The sequence below is a fragment of the Streptomyces sp. DSM 118878 genome, assembly GCF_052936595.1.
The window spans coordinates 4727027-4743875 of record NZ_CP193622.1; the positions used below are offsets into that span (position 1 = coordinate 4727027).

Below are 16849 nucleotides of genomic sequence, written 5' to 3' on the forward strand. Positions count from 1 at the left end.
ATTAACCGCCGCACAAGCGGCCACGCGGGCCCTCCCGTGCGCCCCCTTCGTGGCAGCATGGGACTCCAGTTCTTCGGTGCATGGGTCGGCCGTGCCTGTCGGCGCGTCGCCGACGGCCCCGTCCACAGCCTGTGGAGGCAGCGATGCGGTGGTTGGTGGGGTGGAGCAGTACCGCCGCGAGGCCCTCGGTCGTGGGATCGGCCGGAGCCACCGGTGACGACGGTGAGGCCGTGCGCCCCGTGGGCTCCCAACTCCTGTGGGGCGACCCGGATCCGCTCTGGGCGGTCGGCGACTGGCGGGCCGACGAAGTACGGACGGTGACGGCCGACGAGCAGACCCGCATCGCGGTGCTCGGCACGTGCGGGGCATCCGACGACGAGCTGCGGGCCGGCCTGTTCTCCGCGCGCGGGGGCGCCCTGCGCCATCTGACCGCCTGGACCGGCAGTTACACGGCGGTCGTCCAGGTCGGCCGCCGCCTCATGGTCGCCGGAGACCTCGCGGGCGCGCGCCCCGTCTTCCACACCCCCTGGGCCGGCGGCACCGCGTACGCCACCGCGGCGCTCCCCCTGGCCGACCTCGTCGAGGCCCACCTGGACATCGGCCACCTCGCGGCACTGCTCGCCGCCCCCGACGTCCCGGAGGCGCTGCACGACTCGACGCCCTACCAGGGCGTGCGGCGCGTACCCCCGGGGCACGCGCTCATCCTGCGCGCGGGGGCACGGGAGATCGCCGGGTACGACCCGGTGGCCTCGCTCGCCGTCGCCGCCCCCGCGGCCGACGCGGACAGTGCCGTCGAAGGGGTGCGCGACGCCCTGGTCGAGGCGGTGCGCGCCCGCCTCACCGCGCCGCGCCACGTGCCCGGCACGGACATCGACCCCGGCCCGGTGCCCGGCATGGGCCCCGCCGAGCGGCGCGCCGCGCGCGGCATGCCGGTGCCCGGCATCGGAGCGGACCTCTCCGGAGGCCCCGCGTCGGGCACCCTCGCCCTCCTGGCCGCCGGTCTGCCCGGCATGCCGGGCACCGTCCTCGGACACGGCACAGGGGCCGGTGAGCGGCTCCTGGCCGTCACGTTCAACGACCTCGCGGTCAACGGCCGGGAGGCCGAGCTCGAACGGGCCGGCGCCATCGCGGCCAACCCGCGGCTGCACCATGTGGTCGTCGCCGCCGGTGAGGACACGCTGCCCTACGCCGACCTGGAAGGGCCCCTGACGGACGAGCCGGGCGCCGCCCTGGTGACCGCCCAGCGGCACCGCGCGCGGCTCGCGTCGGGCAGCGCCGACCACTTCACCGGTTACGGCGCGCGGCAGGTCCTCGACGCCCACCCAGCCCGCCTCGCCGACCTCCTGATGGACCGCAAGCGCCGCCACCTGGTCCGCCCGGTGGCCGCCCTGGCGAAGGCCGAAGGCTCGGTCATGGTCCCCGCGCGCGTGTACGGCGCGGCCCGCAAGCTGGCCCGTACGCCGCACCGCGCGGGCGTCGTTTCCCTGGCCGATCGGCTCCTGCACCGGCGCTTCGACGAGCCGGGCGGAGCCGTGGGCGCCTCGCTCGCCGCACTCGCCTGGGCCAGACCCGGCCCAGCCGCCCGCTGGCTGACCGGAGAGGCCCTCGCTGAAGTATCGGTTCGGCTGAACGACACGACCCTGCGCGCGGGCGGCCCGGGCCAGCGCCCCGGCGAGTTCCGCGCGCGGTCCGCCCTCGCCCGGCACGCAGCGGAGTTCCGCATCCTCGAACAGGCCGCCGAGGTCCGCTTCCAGCGGCTGCACGCACCCTTCCTGGACAACCAGGTCGTACGCGCGTGCCGGGCGCTCCCCGAGGCGCTGCGCGTCCAGCCGGGGGCGCGGGCGGCGATCCTGCGCACGGTCCTGGAGGGCGCGGGCGTCGCCGAGCTGCCGCCGGGCTGGGGAGCCCCGTCCCACGCCCCGAACGCGGCGGCCGCCCGTGCGGGCCTGCGCGCCGCCGTGGACGACCTGATCACCCTGTTCGACACCCCGCTGCTCGCCCAGGCGGGCCTGGTCGAGGCCCGCGTCGTCCGCAAAGCCCTGCGCGAGGCCGCCGAGGGGGCACCGCTGCCGCTGGACGGCCTGGCCGAGCTGGTCTCCACCGAGCTCTGGCTGCGCAGGCTCCTGTCGCGGAGAGGTACCTGCTGGACGGGAACTCCGGCACGGCAGCGGGCCGTTCCCACGGGGAGCGTGGTTCCGCAGAGAGGGGCGCTGGGGGCCGGGCGGTAGCCGCGGGGGCCTCTGCGGTGACCGACGCCCCGGTCGTGCGCCGCCGCGCCGGGAAACTCCCGCGCCGAGTCGCGGCCGTGCGGGGAGAATGACCCGGTGCGGTACCGAATCCTGGGCGCCACCGAGGCGTACGACGAGCGAGGCGCTCCCCTGGCCGTGGGGGGCCGACGGCTGCGTGCCCTGCTCGCCGCCCTCGCGCTGCACGCCGGCCGCGCGGTCACCGTGGGTGGTCTGATCGACGAGGTCTGGGCGGACGATCCGCCGGCCGACGCCCCCGCAGCACTTCAGGCCCTCGTCGGCCGCCTGCGCCGCGCCATCGGCAGGGACGCCATCGTCTCGGGCCAGGGTGGCTACCGCCTCGCGGTCGCCCCCGACGAGGTCGACCTGCACCGCTTCGAGCGGCTCGCGCGCGAGGGCAGGGCCGCCCTGGACCGCGCCGACCCGGAGTCGGCCGCCCGCGTCCTGAGCGACGCGCTCGCCCTCTGGCGCGGCCCGGCCCTCGCCGACCTGCCCGACCGCACCGCCGCGGCGCGCCCCGACGCGCAGCGCACCGAAACCGTCCGCGCGCGCATCGAGGCGGAGCTGCTGCTCGGCAGGGCCTCCGACGTCATACCGGAGCTCCGGCAACTCACCGGGGACCGGCCGTACGACGAGCCGCTGCACGCCCTGCTGATCCGCGCCCTGCGCGCGGCGGGACGCGGCGCCGACGCCCTCGCCGCCTACGAGAACACCCGCCGTGCGCTGGCCGAAGGCCTCGGAGCCGATCCGGGACCGGAGCTGCGAGCACTGCACGAGGAGCTGCTCCAAGAAGGCGAGGAACGGCGTCGACGACCGCCTTCCGACCTCGCACGGCGTTCCGACCCCGCACGGCTCCCCGACCCCCTGGCCGGGCCCCGCGACCCGGCTGCTCCTGCCGGACCCGCGCTGCCTGCCGAGCACTCTGCCGAGCACCCTGCCGGCCACGGTGGGGTCACCGATCCCGCGAGGCCCGACCGCTTTGCTCGTCCCGGGCGGAAGGGGAACATCCGTAACCGTTTGACCTCTTTCGTCGGGCGGGAACCCGAGCTCCGGGCCATCCGTTCGGACATACACAGAGCACGCCTCGTCACCCTCACCGGCCCCGGCGGCTCGGGCAAGACCCGCCTCGCCGAGGAGGCCGCCGCCGGGCTTCCGCAGGTGTGGCTGGTCGAGCTCGCCCCGCTCGACCGGCCCGAGGCGGTGCCAGGCGCTGTCGTCAGCGCGCTCGGTCTGCGCGAGACCGTGCTGATGACCAGCGAGCTGACCGCCCCGCAGGACGACCCCGTCGCCCTGCTCGTCGAGTACTGCGCATCGCGCGCACTGCTCCTGATCCTTGACAACTGCGAACACCTGATCGGCGCCGCCGCCGAGCTCGCCGAGACCCTCCTCACGCACTGCCCCGGCCTCACCGTCCTGGCCACCAGCCGGGAGCCGCTGGGCGTGCCCGGCGAGTCCGTGCGCCCGGTCGAGCCGCTCCCGCCCGACCCCGCGCACCGCCTCTTCGCCGAGCGGGCCACGGCGGTGCGGCCCGGCTTCGACGCCCAGGAGTCGGCCGGGGCCGTCGCGGAGATCTGCCGCAGGCTCGACGGACTGCCCCTCGCCATCGAGCTGGCGGCGGCCCGCCTGCGGTTGCTCACCCCGCGGCAGATCGCCGACCGCCTCGACGACCGCTTCCGCCTCCTGACCAGCGGTGCCCGCACGGTCCTGCCCCGCCAGCAGACCCTGCGGGCGGTCGTCGACTGGTCCTGGGAACTGCTCGGCGAGGCCGAGCGGACCGTGCTGCGCGAGGTGTCCGTCTTCGCGGGGAGCTGGGACCTGCCCGCCGCAGAGGCGGTCTGCACAGGACCGGCCACCGACCTGATCGGCGCCCTCGTCGACAAGTCCCTGATCGTCACCGTCCCCTGCGGTGACGAGAAGGACGGCGGCATGCGCTATCGCCTCCTGGAGACCATCCACGAGTACGCCGGTGAGCGCGCCGCCGAGACCCCCGACCTGCTCGCGGCCGCGGCACGGCGCCACAGCGCGTATTTCCGCGCGCTCGTCGAGCGGGCCGAGCCCCTGCTCCGCTCCGCCGAGCAACTGCCGTGGATCGACCGCCTGGAGACCGAGCTCGACAACATCCGCGCGGCCATCCACCACTCCGTCCAGGCCCGCGACCTCCCGACGGCCATCGCGCTCGTCCTGAACACGGGCTGGTTCTGGTGGCTGCGCAACTTCCGCAGGGAGGGCCTCGCCTGGATGGAGCGCGTCCTGTCCCTGGCACCGCACCCGCCGTCGGTCGGCCCCGCGGCCCTGCCGGACGAGGACGACCCGCTCCACTGGCCGTGGATGAAGCTCCGGCTGCTCCACCTCTTCCTCGTGGCCGAGTCCAGGCCCGCGGACGCGGCCACGGAAGACCACGCCTGGATCGCGTATGTCGAGGGGGTGCGGGACGCCTTCAAGCAGTCGGGCCCCGAGGCCGCCACGTTCCCCGGCCTGATCTGGGCGTTCACGGCCCACTTCACCGGCGGCACGCTGGAGGACACGCGCCCCGCCGTCGACGCGACGGTCGAGAACTGCCGCAGGTACGGAGGGGACTGGGAGATCTGCCTCATCCTGATGTTCCGCGTGCACATGGCCATCGACATGAGCGGCAACTTCTCGGGCGTCGACGAGGACCTGGCCGAGCTGGCGACGCTCAGCGCCCGGGTGGGCGACCGGTGGATGCACGCCCAGGTGAGCAGCGCCGTCGGCGAGGCCTCGATGGCCCGCAGCGACCACGCGTCGGCCCGTGCGGCGTACGAGGACGCACTGCGCCTGGCCCACGAGGTCGGGGCGTACGCGGAGACGTCCTTCCTCCTGGCCCGGCTCGGCGAGATCGCCTACCGCGAGGGCGACAGGGCCGGGGCTCTCAAGACCCTCGATGAGGCGACGGCCGAGGCCGAGCGGCACGGCGTGACGGAGTCACGGGCGTTCGTACGGCTGCTGCGCGCGCTGATGGCGGTGGACGACGGCGACGCGGCCACGGCTCGCGCGCTGTGCGAAGAGGTCCGCGACGAGATGCGGTACGGGGCACCGCCGGCGCAGTTCAAGGCGGCCCTGCGCGGTGTGGAGTCACGGGTCCTGGCCTTCGAGTCGGGTCCCGCGGCAGGTCTCCCCGAGCTGGCGGAGGCGCTGCGCGAGGCCGTGGAGGGCCGGTGCTCCGAGATGATCGTCGCCTCGCTGGTGGACTGGGGTGCCGCCCTCACGGGTGAACTCGGCGACCACGCGCGCGCGGCCCGGCTGCTCGCGGTCGGCACGCGACTGAGGGGCGGGCGCCCGCGACCGCGCCCCGACTCGACCGCGGCCCAGAGCGTCCTGTCCGCCGCCACGGCCGCACTCGGCACCGAGGAGTACGAGGCGGCGAGCGCCGCGGGCAGCACCCTCACGACCGACGACGTGTACGAGGAGCTGAGAGAGGCGGCGCGCCCGGCCGGGGACTGAGCCGTCCGGTCAGGTGCGGGCTGGTCAGGTGCGGGCCGGTCAGGTGCAGCTCAGCCGTGACTGCGCCCAGTCCGCGAGGGCCACCGTGTCGAAGGACGTGTGGGGTTCGACGACGAGCCGGATCGTCCTGCGTCCGGTGATGTCCACGTGCGCGGGCACCGCCGGGTCACCGCCCTTCATCAGCGGCGACCGCCACAGGCGCGCCCCGTCCGCGTACACGGAGAAGCGGAGTCGACCGATCCGCAGTGTCATGTCGTCGACACCGACCAGCGCGTCGTACGTGGAGCACGTGCGGTTCAGGTCGATCGTCACGGAGGACTTGCCGTGCACGGTCACGCCGTGCGCGTACCGCCTGTCGGCCACGGAGAGGCCCTGGCGCTGCCACACCCAACTGCTCTCGGCGAGCCGCATCTCGGGCTCGGTGCCGTCGCCGGCGATGCCGTACCGCAGCTCGCTCCACTGGTAGACCACCGGGGCGGAAGGAGGCGACGGCGTCGGCTTCGGGGGCGGGGTCGGCTTCGGCTTGGGGGGTACGGGCGTGGGTTCGGGTTCCCGGTCGGGCGGGGGCGGCTTCGCTTCGGGCGTCTCCTTCACCGGCGGCTTCGGCTCGGGTGCCGGAGCAGGCGGCGAGGGCGTGCGGGACGGCTTCGGCGTGGGCGACGGCGGGGCGGGCTCCGGCTTCGGCTCCGGGGACGGCGGCTTCTGCGGCACGATCGACTCGGAGACCGCGGGACCGTCCGCCTTGGGCGGCGGGTCGTCCTTCGGCCTGTCGCCGCCGCCGGTGAGGGCGATCGCCGCGACCACCCCGGCCGCCACCACGATGCCCGCCGCGATGCCGGCCTTCGCCGGGGCGCCGAGCCCCTCGGCGGCGGCGGCCCCGCCCGCGGCCGATCCGCCGGAGGAGCCGCCCACGGCGGCGCTCGCCGCACCGGCCCCCGCGCCGGCCGTGGCACCGCCGCCGACGAGCGCGGCCACCTTCGCGTACCCGGCGGCGCCGAACCAGCCGATGACCGCGATCGGCACGACCCCGGGAATGCCACCGGCGATCTCCTTGATCTGGCCCGCGGCCAGGCGGCACTCCGCGCACTCCTCCAGATGCTTGCGAAGGCCCCGCTCGGCGCGGACGCGCAGCCCGCCGCGGGCGTAGGCGCCGAGCCGGTCGGCGTAGCGGGCGCACTCCTCGCTCCCGGTGAGCGTGGCGCTGACGTGCGCCTGGAGATAGGCCTGTTTCAGTCCCTCGCGGGCGCGGCTGGCGAGCACGCGCGTGCCGTTCGCGTCCAGGCCGAAGAGCGTGGCGACGTCGCTCGGCGACTCGTCCTCGACCTCCGTGTGCCAGAGCACGGCCTGCCAGCGCTCGGGCAGGCTCAGGAAGGCCCGCATCGCCAGGGACCGCTCGGCCTCGTGCATCGCGCGGACGTCGGCGCCCAGCTCCAGGGTGTCGTCGTCGGAGATCTCCTGGCCCCGCGCGGCCTGCGCCGCGAAGACCGCGAAGTCCTCGACGAGCTGCTCCCGCCCGGCGGACTTCGTCCACCCCGCGGCGACCCGCCTGACGGTGGTCAGGAGATAGGCGCGCACGGCGTGCTCGGGCCCGCTGCCGCCGCGCACCGCCTGGAGCATGCGGGCGAAGACCTCCGCGGTGAGGTCGTCCGCGGTGTGCGCGTCACGGCAGCAGGTGTGCGCATAGCGCCGGACCGCCTCGGCGTGCCTGCGGTACAGCTCCTCGTACGCGGTGTCGTCGCCCGCCCGCATCCGCGCGATCAGGTCGGCGTCGGCCGGGGAAGCCTCCCCGGTGGCGGATAAGCGGGTGTCCGCGCCGCCCGCGCGCTGTATGGGCACGCCGGAGCCGGGTGGTGCTTCCTCGGGCCGTCCGGGAGGCCCGCCTTGGGACACGGGTCCGCCCTGGGACGGCACCTGCCGTGGCGGCGGGCTCTCGGAATCCGCACCGCCGCTCGCCGGGGATGTCTCCTCGGTGGAGCCGGCGGACGGCTCGTCCCGACCGTCGTCGCTCATCGCGGAACGCCCCCGCCCGCACACTCAGTCCCGGCCATCGGGAAAGGGTGGCACACGGCCGCGCTCACATCGCCGGCGTCAACAAGCAACCACCCGTCCGGGGTGAATTACCGCAGTCGAGTACTACCGTTCACCCATTCGGGGAAGGCTCAGCGCTTGATGTCTCCCTCGCAGCCGAGCCCTCCACCGAACCGAGTGCACCGCGGCCGGCCGTCACGCAGGCCGCGACCGGAGCCCTTCGAGCAGGATGTCGAGCAGTCGCGACGAGGCGGCGGCCTGCTGGGCGGCGTCCGGCAGCGAGGGCGCCGCGGTCGCTATCACCAGCAGGACGTCCGAGACGGTGACGTCCGGACGCAGCTCACCCGCCTCACGGGCCCGCTCGACGAGACGGCCGACGACGTCGAGGAGCGTCGCCGCCCCGGAGTCGTCGCCCACGCCCAGGGAGGTGGACTCCTCCGCGGGCGCCTGGCGCTGTTCCACGAGACGCAGCTCGGGCGAGCCCGGGGACGCCTGCCGCTGCTGCGGCACCCGTGCCCCGTCCTCGGGAGCGCCGTCCTCGACGCTCACCCGCAGCACCTGGGGCGGCAGCAGCCGCCCCGCCCCCGACGCCACGGAGGTCCGCAGGAAGCGCGAGAGCGCGGACCACGGTTCGTCCTCCTGCCCGAGCGCCGCACGAGCCTGGTCGGTCAGCCGGGAGGTCTCCTCCTCGGCTATGCGCCTGACCAGGACGTCCTTGCTCGGGAAGCGCCGGTAGACGGTGCCGACACCGACCCGTGCGCGGCGTGCCACGTCTTCCATCGGCGCGCCGTAACCCAGCTCGCCGAAGACTTCGCGTGCCGCACGAAGTACATGTTCGAGATTGCGCTGTGCGTCGACACGCAGCGGTGTCGTGCGCGCTCCTTCCCCCATGTCGCGTCCGATTCCGGCCGTGCCGACGGCTGAAGCCGACGCGGCAGCGGAAGTCCAGTGAGTCTCCTGAATGTGCATACACGTTCCCCCGGTAATGACGTCTCCCCCCGGAGACACTCCCCGTCATTGGTGACCGGCGTGTGAGGAGTGAACCCTTCCGCGGGCCCGGAACTCGGCCCGACGAGCGCATCCCCCGACACCCCGACGTCACACGAACATAGTTGAGCCAGGGTCAATTCAGAAGGGGTGGGTTCCGCACGGACCGCCCCCCGATCGGAGTACGCACCGTTTCAGGCCTTATTGCACCCCACGTCCGTTCCCTGTCCACCCCGCATGACCTGCGTGTCTTCCGCCCGCTTCGGCGGGCCCCCGAACACCCGCCGCGCGCCGCCTCCGGTCACACAATTCGTCGGGCCTGTGGACAAACTCCGGAGCCGGGTGCGTCATGGGATGGTGAAGGCTGAGATCTCCCGGGGGACGACCCCCGGCACTCCGGACTGTGTGCGCGTTCTCGTCGTCGGCGGTGGGTACGTCGGCATGTACACCGCACTTCGCCTCCAGCGGAAGCTGAAGGCGGAGCTCAAGCGGGGTGAGGTCGAGATCGTGGTGATCACGCCTGATCCGTACATGACCTATCAGCCTTTCCTGCCCGAGGCTGCGGCCGGCTCCATCTCGCCCAGACACGTCGTCGTACCGCTGCGCCGTGTCCTCGACAAGTGCCGCATCGTCATCGGCGAGGTCGAGTCCGTGAACCACGCCAAGCGCACCGCGACCTTCACCACGCTCGCCACCGAGGAGGAAGGCGCGGGCCCCGTCGACATCACGTACGACGAACTGGTCATGGCGCCGGGCTCCATCGCGCGGACCCTGCCGATCCCCGGGCTCGCCGAGTACGCCATCGGGTTCAAGACCGTCGAAGAGGCCATCGGGCTGCGCAACCACGTCATCGAGCAGATGGACATCGCCTCCTCCACCCGCGACCCCGCCATCCGCGACGCGGCCCTGACCTTCGTGTTCGTGGGCGGCGGCTACGCCGGTGTCGAGGCGCTCGGCGAGCTGGAGGACATGGCGCGCTACGCCTCGCGGTACTACCACAACATCAAGCCCTCGGACATGAAGTGGATCCTCGTCGAGGCCATGGGGCGCATCCTGCCCGAGGTCGGCGAGGAGATGGGCAAGTACACCGTCGGCGAGCTGCGTCGGCGCAATATCGACGTACGCCTGGAGACACGTCTTGACTCGTGCGCGGACCGTGTCGCCGTCCTGAGCGACGGCTCCAGCTTCACCGCCCGCACCGTCGTGTGGACCGCCGGCGTCAAGCCGCATCCCGTGCTCGCCGCCTCCGACCTGCCGCTGAACGAACGCGGCCGGCTGAAGTGCACCCCGGAGCTGACCGTCGACGGCACCACGCACGCGTGGGGCGCGGGAGACGCGGCCGCCGTCCCCGACGTCACCGCCGAGGAGACCGGCAAGGAGTGCGCGCCCAACGCGCAGCACGCGGTACGCCAGGCCAAGGTCCTCGGCGACAACATCGTCGCGTCCCTGCGGAAGCAGCCGCTCCAGCGGTACACGCACGCGTACGTCGGCTCGGTGGCCTCCCTGGGGCTGCACAAAGGCGTCGCACACGTCTACGGACGCAAGCTGAAGGGCTACCCTGCCTGGTTCATGCACCGCGTCTACCACCTGAGCAGAGTGCCGACCATCAACCGCAAGGCCCGTGTGCTCGCCGAATGGACCCTCTCCGGGCTGTTCAAACGCGAGATCGTCTCCCTCGGGTCGCTCGAACACCCTCGCGCCGAGTTCGAACTCGCGGCCGGTCACAAGCCCCCGAAGGAGTCCTCCTGACCGGAGTCAGGAACTCCCCGCGGCGGCCCGGCGTCTGACGGATACCGGCCGCGCCCGGCGGATGTCGGACCGGACGGTCACCCTGTCCGTGTGACCATGGTCCGGCCGCGAGGCCGGCCCTGGGGCACCCGCCCTCGACACGCTGTGTTCTCGATCCCGAAGCCGATCCCGAAGCCGATCCAGAAGCGACACCACGAGGCCTACCGCAGTGAACTTCACGCGCTGGAGCGCCCGGCTCCCCGGAACGCAGCGCCGCGCGGCGGCGCGGACCAAGCAGACCGTCCCCGCGGCACCGCGCGGGGACGGCGCCGTCCCCGCCGCCCGCGCCGAGCGGCTCTCCGACGGAGCCCGCACCACCACCCCGGTCGACGGCGTCGACGCCCTGCCGGTCCGCGAGGTGCTCGACCGCGTCCCGGCCCTCGTCGCCCTCGTGCACGGCGCCGAGCACCGCGTCGCGTACGTCAACGACGCCTATACGGCCGCCTTCGGGCCCCGCCCCCTCGGCGAGCCCGCGCGCGCGACGCTGCCCGAACTGGCCGAGCTGGGGCTCTTCCCCCTGCTCGACCAGGTCCTGCGCAGCGCGAAGCCACGGACGGTCAAGTCCCGCAAGGCGGCGAGCGGCCGCTCGTACACGTTCACGTGCACCCCCGTGGCGCTGCCCCTCGGCGGCTCCGCCGCGGGTCCACGGGAGGGCGGCGGCGTCCTGGTCTTCGCCGCCGACGTCACCGACCACGCCGAGGCCGCCGAGCGCCTGCGCGCCAGCGAGCGCGCCCAGCGCGAGACGGCCGTCACCCTGCAGAAGTCACTCCTGCCCCAGGAGCTGGAGCAGCCCGACGACCTGCGCATCGCCGCCACGTACCAGCCGGGCGGCACCGAGGCCGCGGTCGGCGGCGACTGGTACGACGTGATCACCCTCGGCGGCGGACGCACCGCCCTGGTCATCGGCGACGTCATGGGCCGCGGGGTGCGCGCGGCGGCCGTCATGGGCCAGCTCCGCACCGCCGTGCGCGCCTACGCCCGACTCGACCTGCCCCCGCACGAGGTCCTCCAGCTCCTGGACGGACTGGCCTCCGAGATCGATGCCATGCAGATCGCCACGTGCGTCTACGCGGTGCACGATCCGAACGAAGGAAGCCTCTCCTACGCGTCCGCCGGGCACCTCCCCATCCTCGTACGCGACGAGAACGGCCTGATCCACCGCGCAGAGGAGCCCACGGGCCCCCCGCTCGGCACCGGCGGCTGGCAGCACACCTCGGCCTCCGTGCCGCTCGGCCCGGGTTCGACCGCTGTCCTCTACACCGACGGCCTGGTGGAGCGGCGCAGCGAGGACATCGACGAAGGCGTGGCGTCCCTGGAGCGCGCCCTGGCCGGCGCCACCGGCACGCCCCAGGTGGTGTGCGACCGGCTGATCCGCGCCCTCGGGGTGACCGCGGACCACGACGACGACGTGGCCGTCCTCGTCCTTCAGCACCCCGCCCGCACCGGCTCCGACGCCGAGCTCTTCCGCAACGCCACCCTGGAGCTCCTCGGCGGGATCGAAGCGGCACCACGCGCGCGTGCCTTCGCCACGGGGGTCCTCGCGAGCTGGCGCTTCGCCCCGGACCTGCACGACCTGGGGGTCCTCGCCGCCAGCGAGCTGGTGGCCAACTCACTCCAGCACGGCACGCCGCCGATGCGCCTGCGGCTGCGCCGCACCGACCGCCGCCTGATCATCGAGGTGACCGACGGCGACGAGCATCTGCCGCGCCGCCGCCAGGCAGAACCTGCCGACGAGGCGGGACGCGGCATCGCCATCGTCGCCACGATCGCGTCGAACTGGGGCTCACGCCGCACACCGGACGGCGGCAAGGCCGTCTGGTGCGAGTTCGCGCTGCCGAAGTAGCGCGCGGCTAGGCGTTGGCCGTCGCCGCCGGCTCGGTGGCCGCCGGACCGCCCTGCGCCACCACCGGGCTCTTGGCGAGCGAGGGCTGGTTCTGCACCGGGGTGAGCCGCCGCCCCAGACGCACCGCGAGCACCGTGATGCCCAGCGAGAACAGCACGAACGTCACGATGTACGGGACGTGCAGCGCGGCACCCATCGGGCCGCCCACGGCCGGGCCGACCGCGAGGGCGAGCTGCTTGACCAGGGCGAACGCCGAGTTGTACTGCCCGACCATGCCGCCCGGCGCCAGATCGGCTACCAGCGGCGCGACGGTCGGCGACAGCATCGCCTCACCGAGCCCGAACAGCGCGTACGTCGAGATGAACGCGGCGGTGGCCATCGCCTGGCTGCCGTGGCCGACCCCCGCGTAGCCCGCGAGGAGCCAGGCGAAGGCCCAGATCAGACCCACGGCGGCGATCACCCGGGACCGCTTGCGCCGCTCGACGAACTTCAGGACGGCGAACTGCGCGACCACGATCACCGCCGTGTTGGCGGCGAGCGCGATGCCCAGCGTCGAGGCCGAGATGCCCGCGGCCTCCACGCCGTACGCCGAGAGGCCCGACTCGAACTGCCCGTAGCAGGCGAAGAAGATCACGAAGCCGAGCACACAGAGCTGCACCATGGCCTTGTGCTTCAGGAGCGCGCGCATGCCGCCCCGCGGCGCGGACGCGTCCGTGGGCATGGCGTCCTCGAAGGACGGCGCGTGCGGAAGGCGCACGGTCAGCGCGATCGCCGCGAGCACCAGGAACATCACGGACTCGATCGAGAACAGCAGCATGAAGCTGCCGGGACGGCTCTCGTCGACGATCTGGCCGCCGATGAGACCACCGATGCCGAGGCCCAGGTTCTGGAGGAAGAACTGCGTCGCGAAGGACCGCGTCCGCGTGGCGGGCGTCGACGACCAGACGATCATCGTCGCCAGGGCCGGCTGCATGACCGCCGTGCCCGCGCCGAGCAGGGCCGCGGCGAGGATGGCCGTCGGCTCACTGTTGGCGAGGCCGAGCGCGACCGCGCCCACGGAGGCCACGACCGCCGCGCCCACGAGCACCGGAAGGGGGCCGCGACGATCGATGACGCGGCCTGTGACGGGCAGGACGATCAGAGCGGCCATGGCGAAACCGGCGAGCACGATGCCCGCCGTACTGGCTCCCAGATCTCGCACCTGCGCCACGTAGACGTAGAGGAACGGGACCGTGAAACCGATGCCGAACGCGCTCAGCGCGCTGCCTGCCTGGATTCGACGCATCGCTGCGCCCATCGCCCTGGTCACTTTCACCTGCCTTAGGAGTGAGGGTGAAGCCTTAGTGGTGAAGACTTCGAAGCTAAAGTACAGAGCTAAACTGTACACACCGAAGGACTTCGATGCCAAGCGAGGCCGTGCCATACTCGGCCCATGGGTGACACCCCCGGCCCGAGTGAGCCGACACTTGAAGAGCAGATCGCCGCGTACCAGCGGGAGTTCCAGGACCTCGACCCCCAGGTGGAGGAGATCGTCTCGGCCCTCGGCCGACTGAACCGCCGCATGAACGTCGCCTACGGCCGCCAGACCGCGACCCTCGGGATCAGCAACGCCGAGTGGGAGGTCCTCAAGGCACTGGTCCTCTCCGGCGCCCCGTACCAAATGGGTCCCGGCGAGCTGGCCAAGCGGCTCGGCCTCACGCCCGCCGCCATGACCCACCGCATCGACCGCATGGTGGGGGAGGGCCTGGTCACCCGGGACCGCGACGAGAGCAACCGCGTGCGCGTCATCGTGGAGCTCACGGCGGAGGGCCGCGAGAAGTGGCTGGAGGCGATGCGCCTCGCCACCGTCTTCGAGGAGGACCTCCTCCAGGACCTCTCCCAGGAGGAGCGTGGCGCCCTGGGCGAGGTGCTCACCCGGCTCCTGCGCCGCGTGGAGGACGCCCAGCCGGACGCCGGCGGCCGCCTCAACGACCTCGACTGAGCGCCCGACTGACGGCCTGACCGGCGGTCGCCCGACGGAGGTTGACAGCCACCTGGCCGATCCGTAAAGTTCTTCGGGTTGCCACGGAGCCGTAACGGTTCTGCGGCAGCGACTCCCCGCCGCGGGTAGCGGCAAAAAAACTCTGCACGACCTCCCAACGGATCGCATTCGGCATGCCCGAATTCAATTCCAAGGCTCGATTATGAGTCGCCGGGAAGACCCGCTAGAGTTTGAGACGTCGGAACGGCCCAACGGCCGGGAAGACAAGCCCCACTGACTGGGAATCAGGCCCGAAAGGATCTGATAGAGTCGGAACCGCCGGAAAGGGAAACGCGGAAGCCGAAAGGCCGAGCGGGAACCGGAAAGGCACCGAGGAAGTCGGACACGAAAGAGTCTGATAGAGTCGGAAACGCAAGAACAAAAGAAACACCGAAGGGAAGCGCCCGGAGGAAAGCCCGAGAGGGTGAGTACAAAGGAAGCGTCCGTTCCTTGAGAACTCAACAGCGTGCCAAAAGTCAACGCCAGATATGTTGATACCCCGGCTCACTTCGGTGAGTTGAGGTTCCTTTGAAAAAGTCCTGTACGGCATTTGTTCGTGCAGGCGACACAGCGAGGACGCTGTGAACCGGGAGATTATTCCTCTCCTTGGTTCCGCTCTCGTGGTGTTCATCCCGATTACGGGAAAACATTCACGGAGAGTTTGATCCTGGCTCAGGACGAACGCTGGCGGCGTGCTTAACACATGCAAGTCGAACGATGAAGCCCTTCGGGGTGGATTAGTGGCGAACGGGTGAGTAACACGTGGGCAATCTGCCCTTCACTCTGGGACAAGCCCTGGAAACGGGGTCTAATACCGGATAATACCGTCTCTCGCATGGGAGAGGGTTGAAAGCTCCGGCGGTGAAGGATGAGCCCGCGGCCTATCAGCTAGTTGGTGAGGTAGAAGCTCACCAAGGCGACGACGGGTAGCCGGCCTGAGAGGGCGACCGGCCACACTGGGACTGAGACACGGCCCAGACTCCTACGGGAGGCAGCAGTGGGGAATATTGCACAATGGGCGAAAGCCTGATGCAGCGACGCCGCGTGAGGGATGACGGCCTTCGGGTTGTAAACCTCTTTCAGCAGGGAAGAAGCGAGAGTGACGGTACCTGCAGAAGAAGCGCCGGCTAACTACGTGCCAGCAGCCGCGGTAATACGTAGGGCGCAAGCGTTGTCCGGAATTATTGGGCGTAAAGAGCTCGTAGGCGGCTTGTCACGTCGGTTGTGAAAGCCCGGGGCTTAACCCCGGGTCTGCAGTCGATACGGGCAGGCTAGAGTGTGGTAGGGGAGATCGGAATTCCTGGTGTAGCGGTGAAATGCGCAGATATCAGGAGGAACACCGGTGGCGAAGGCGGATCTCTGGGCCATTACTGACGCTGAGGAGCGAAAGCGTGGGGAGCGAACAGGATTAGATACCCTGGTAGTCCACGCCGTAAACGGTGGGAACTAGGTGTTGGCGACATTCCACGTCGTCGGTGCCGCAGCTAACGCATTAAGTTCCCCGCCTGGGGAGTACGGCCGCAAGGCTAAAACTCAAAGGAATTGACGGGGGCCCGCACAAGCAGCGGAGCATGTGGCTTAATTCGACGCAACGCGAAGAACCTTACCAAGGCTTGACATATACCGGAAAGCATCAGAGATGGTGCCCCCCTTGTGGTCGGTATACAGGTGGTGCATGGCTGTCGTCAGCTCGTGTCGTGAGATGTTGGGTTAAGTCCCGCAACGAGCGCAACCCTTGTTCTGTGTTGCCAGCATGCCCTTCGGGGTGATGGGGACTCACAGGAGACTGCCGGGGTCAACTCGGAGGAAGGTGGGGACGACGTCAAGTCATCATGCCCCTTATGTCTTGGGCTGCACACGTGCTACAATGGCAGGTACAATGAGCTGCGAAGCCGCAAGGCGGAGCGAATCTCAAAAAGCCTGTCTCAGTTCGGATTGGGGTCTGCAACTCGACCCCATGAAGTCGGAGTTGCTAGTAATCGCAGATCAGCATTGCTGCGGTGAATACGTTCCCGGGCCTTGTACACACCGCCCGTCACGTCACGAAAGTCGGTAACACCCGAAGCCGGTGGCCCAACCCCTTGTGGGAGGGAGCTGTCGAAGGTGGGACTGGCGATTGGGACGAAGTCGTAACAAGGTAGCCGTACCGGAAGGTGCGGCTGGATCACCTCCTTTCTAAGGAGCACTTCTAGGCTGCTACGGCAGTCCAGAGGCCACTACGTCGGCAAATGATCGACGGTGGTTGCTCATGGGTGGAACGTTGACTATTCGATCGGGTTCACGGGTCGGAGGCTGCGAGTACTGCTCTTCGGGGCGTGGAAAGCATGATCTTCGGACGGGACCGGGTCGGGCACGCTGTTGGGTATCTGAGGGTACGGGCTTGTTTGAGCCTGTCCTTCGGGATGCCGACCCCAGTGAAAGTCTGCTTTGGCGGGCTGTGATGGGTGGTTGGTCGTTGTTTGAGAACTGCACAGT

General features: G+C 71.3%; 8 protein-coding genes and 1 rRNA gene. 6 read left to right on the forward strand and 3 right to left on the reverse strand.

Going from position 1 to position 16849, the window contains the following annotated elements:
* Positions 1-143 precede the first annotated feature (143 nt).
* A complete protein-coding gene (locus tag ACRAKF_RS21045; protein ID WP_447038764.1) occupies positions 144-2228 on the forward strand; it encodes an asparagine synthase-related protein in 2085 nt (694 codons plus the stop codon).
* A gap of 96 nt (positions 2229-2324) precedes the next feature.
* Entirely contained in the window at positions 2325-5708 is a 3384-nt protein-coding gene (locus tag ACRAKF_RS21050; RefSeq protein WP_447038765.1) for an AfsR/SARP family transcriptional regulator, read from the forward strand.
* A gap of 39 nt (positions 5709-5747) precedes the next feature.
* Here ACRAKF_RS21050 and ACRAKF_RS21055 read toward each other — a convergent pair whose 3' ends face one another.
* Both ACRAKF_RS21055 and ACRAKF_RS21060 read right to left on the reverse strand, forming a co-directional pair.
* Positions 5748-7718, reverse strand: a complete 1971-nt coding sequence (locus ACRAKF_RS21055; RefSeq protein ID WP_447038767.1) for a sigma-70 family RNA polymerase sigma factor — start codon at positions 7716-7718, stop codon at positions 5748-5750.
* 213 nt (positions 7719-7931) lie between these two features.
* A complete protein-coding gene (locus tag ACRAKF_RS21060; RefSeq protein WP_447038768.1) occupies positions 7932-8705 on the reverse strand; it encodes a TetR/AcrR family transcriptional regulator in 774 nt (257 codons plus the stop codon).
* Between the two features lie 372 nt (positions 8706-9077).
* On the opposite strand from ACRAKF_RS21060, the gene ACRAKF_RS21065 reads away from it, so the two are divergent.
* Both ACRAKF_RS21065 and ACRAKF_RS21070 read left to right on the forward strand, forming a co-directional pair.
* Positions 9078-10472 (forward strand): NAD(P)/FAD-dependent oxidoreductase, encoded by a 1395-nt coding sequence (locus ACRAKF_RS21065; protein ID WP_447038769.1) that lies wholly within the window; start codon positions 9078-9080, stop codon positions 10470-10472.
* Positions 10473-10680: 208 nt separating this feature from the next.
* Positions 10681-12354: an ATP-binding SpoIIE family protein phosphatase gene (locus tag ACRAKF_RS21070; RefSeq protein ID WP_447038771.1), complete on the forward strand. Its 1674-nt coding sequence runs from the start codon at positions 10681-10683 to the stop codon at positions 12352-12354.
* A 7-nt stretch (positions 12355-12361) separates the two neighbouring features.
* On the opposite strand, the gene ACRAKF_RS21075 is transcribed toward ACRAKF_RS21070, so the two are convergent.
* Entirely contained in the window at positions 12362-13663 is a 1302-nt protein-coding gene (locus ACRAKF_RS21075) for an MFS transporter (protein WP_447038772.1), read from the reverse strand.
* A 123-nt stretch (positions 13664-13786) separates the two neighbouring features.
* Between ACRAKF_RS21075 and ACRAKF_RS21080 the strand changes: the two genes are divergently transcribed.
* Positions 13787-14335, forward strand: a complete 549-nt coding sequence (locus ACRAKF_RS21080; RefSeq protein ID WP_447038774.1) for a MarR family winged helix-turn-helix transcriptional regulator — start codon at positions 13787-13789, stop codon at positions 14333-14335.
* A 688-nt stretch (positions 14336-15023) separates the two neighbouring features.
* Positions 15024-16549 (forward strand): 16S ribosomal RNA (locus ACRAKF_RS21085).
* The last annotated feature ends 300 nt before the right edge of the window (positions 16550-16849 follow it).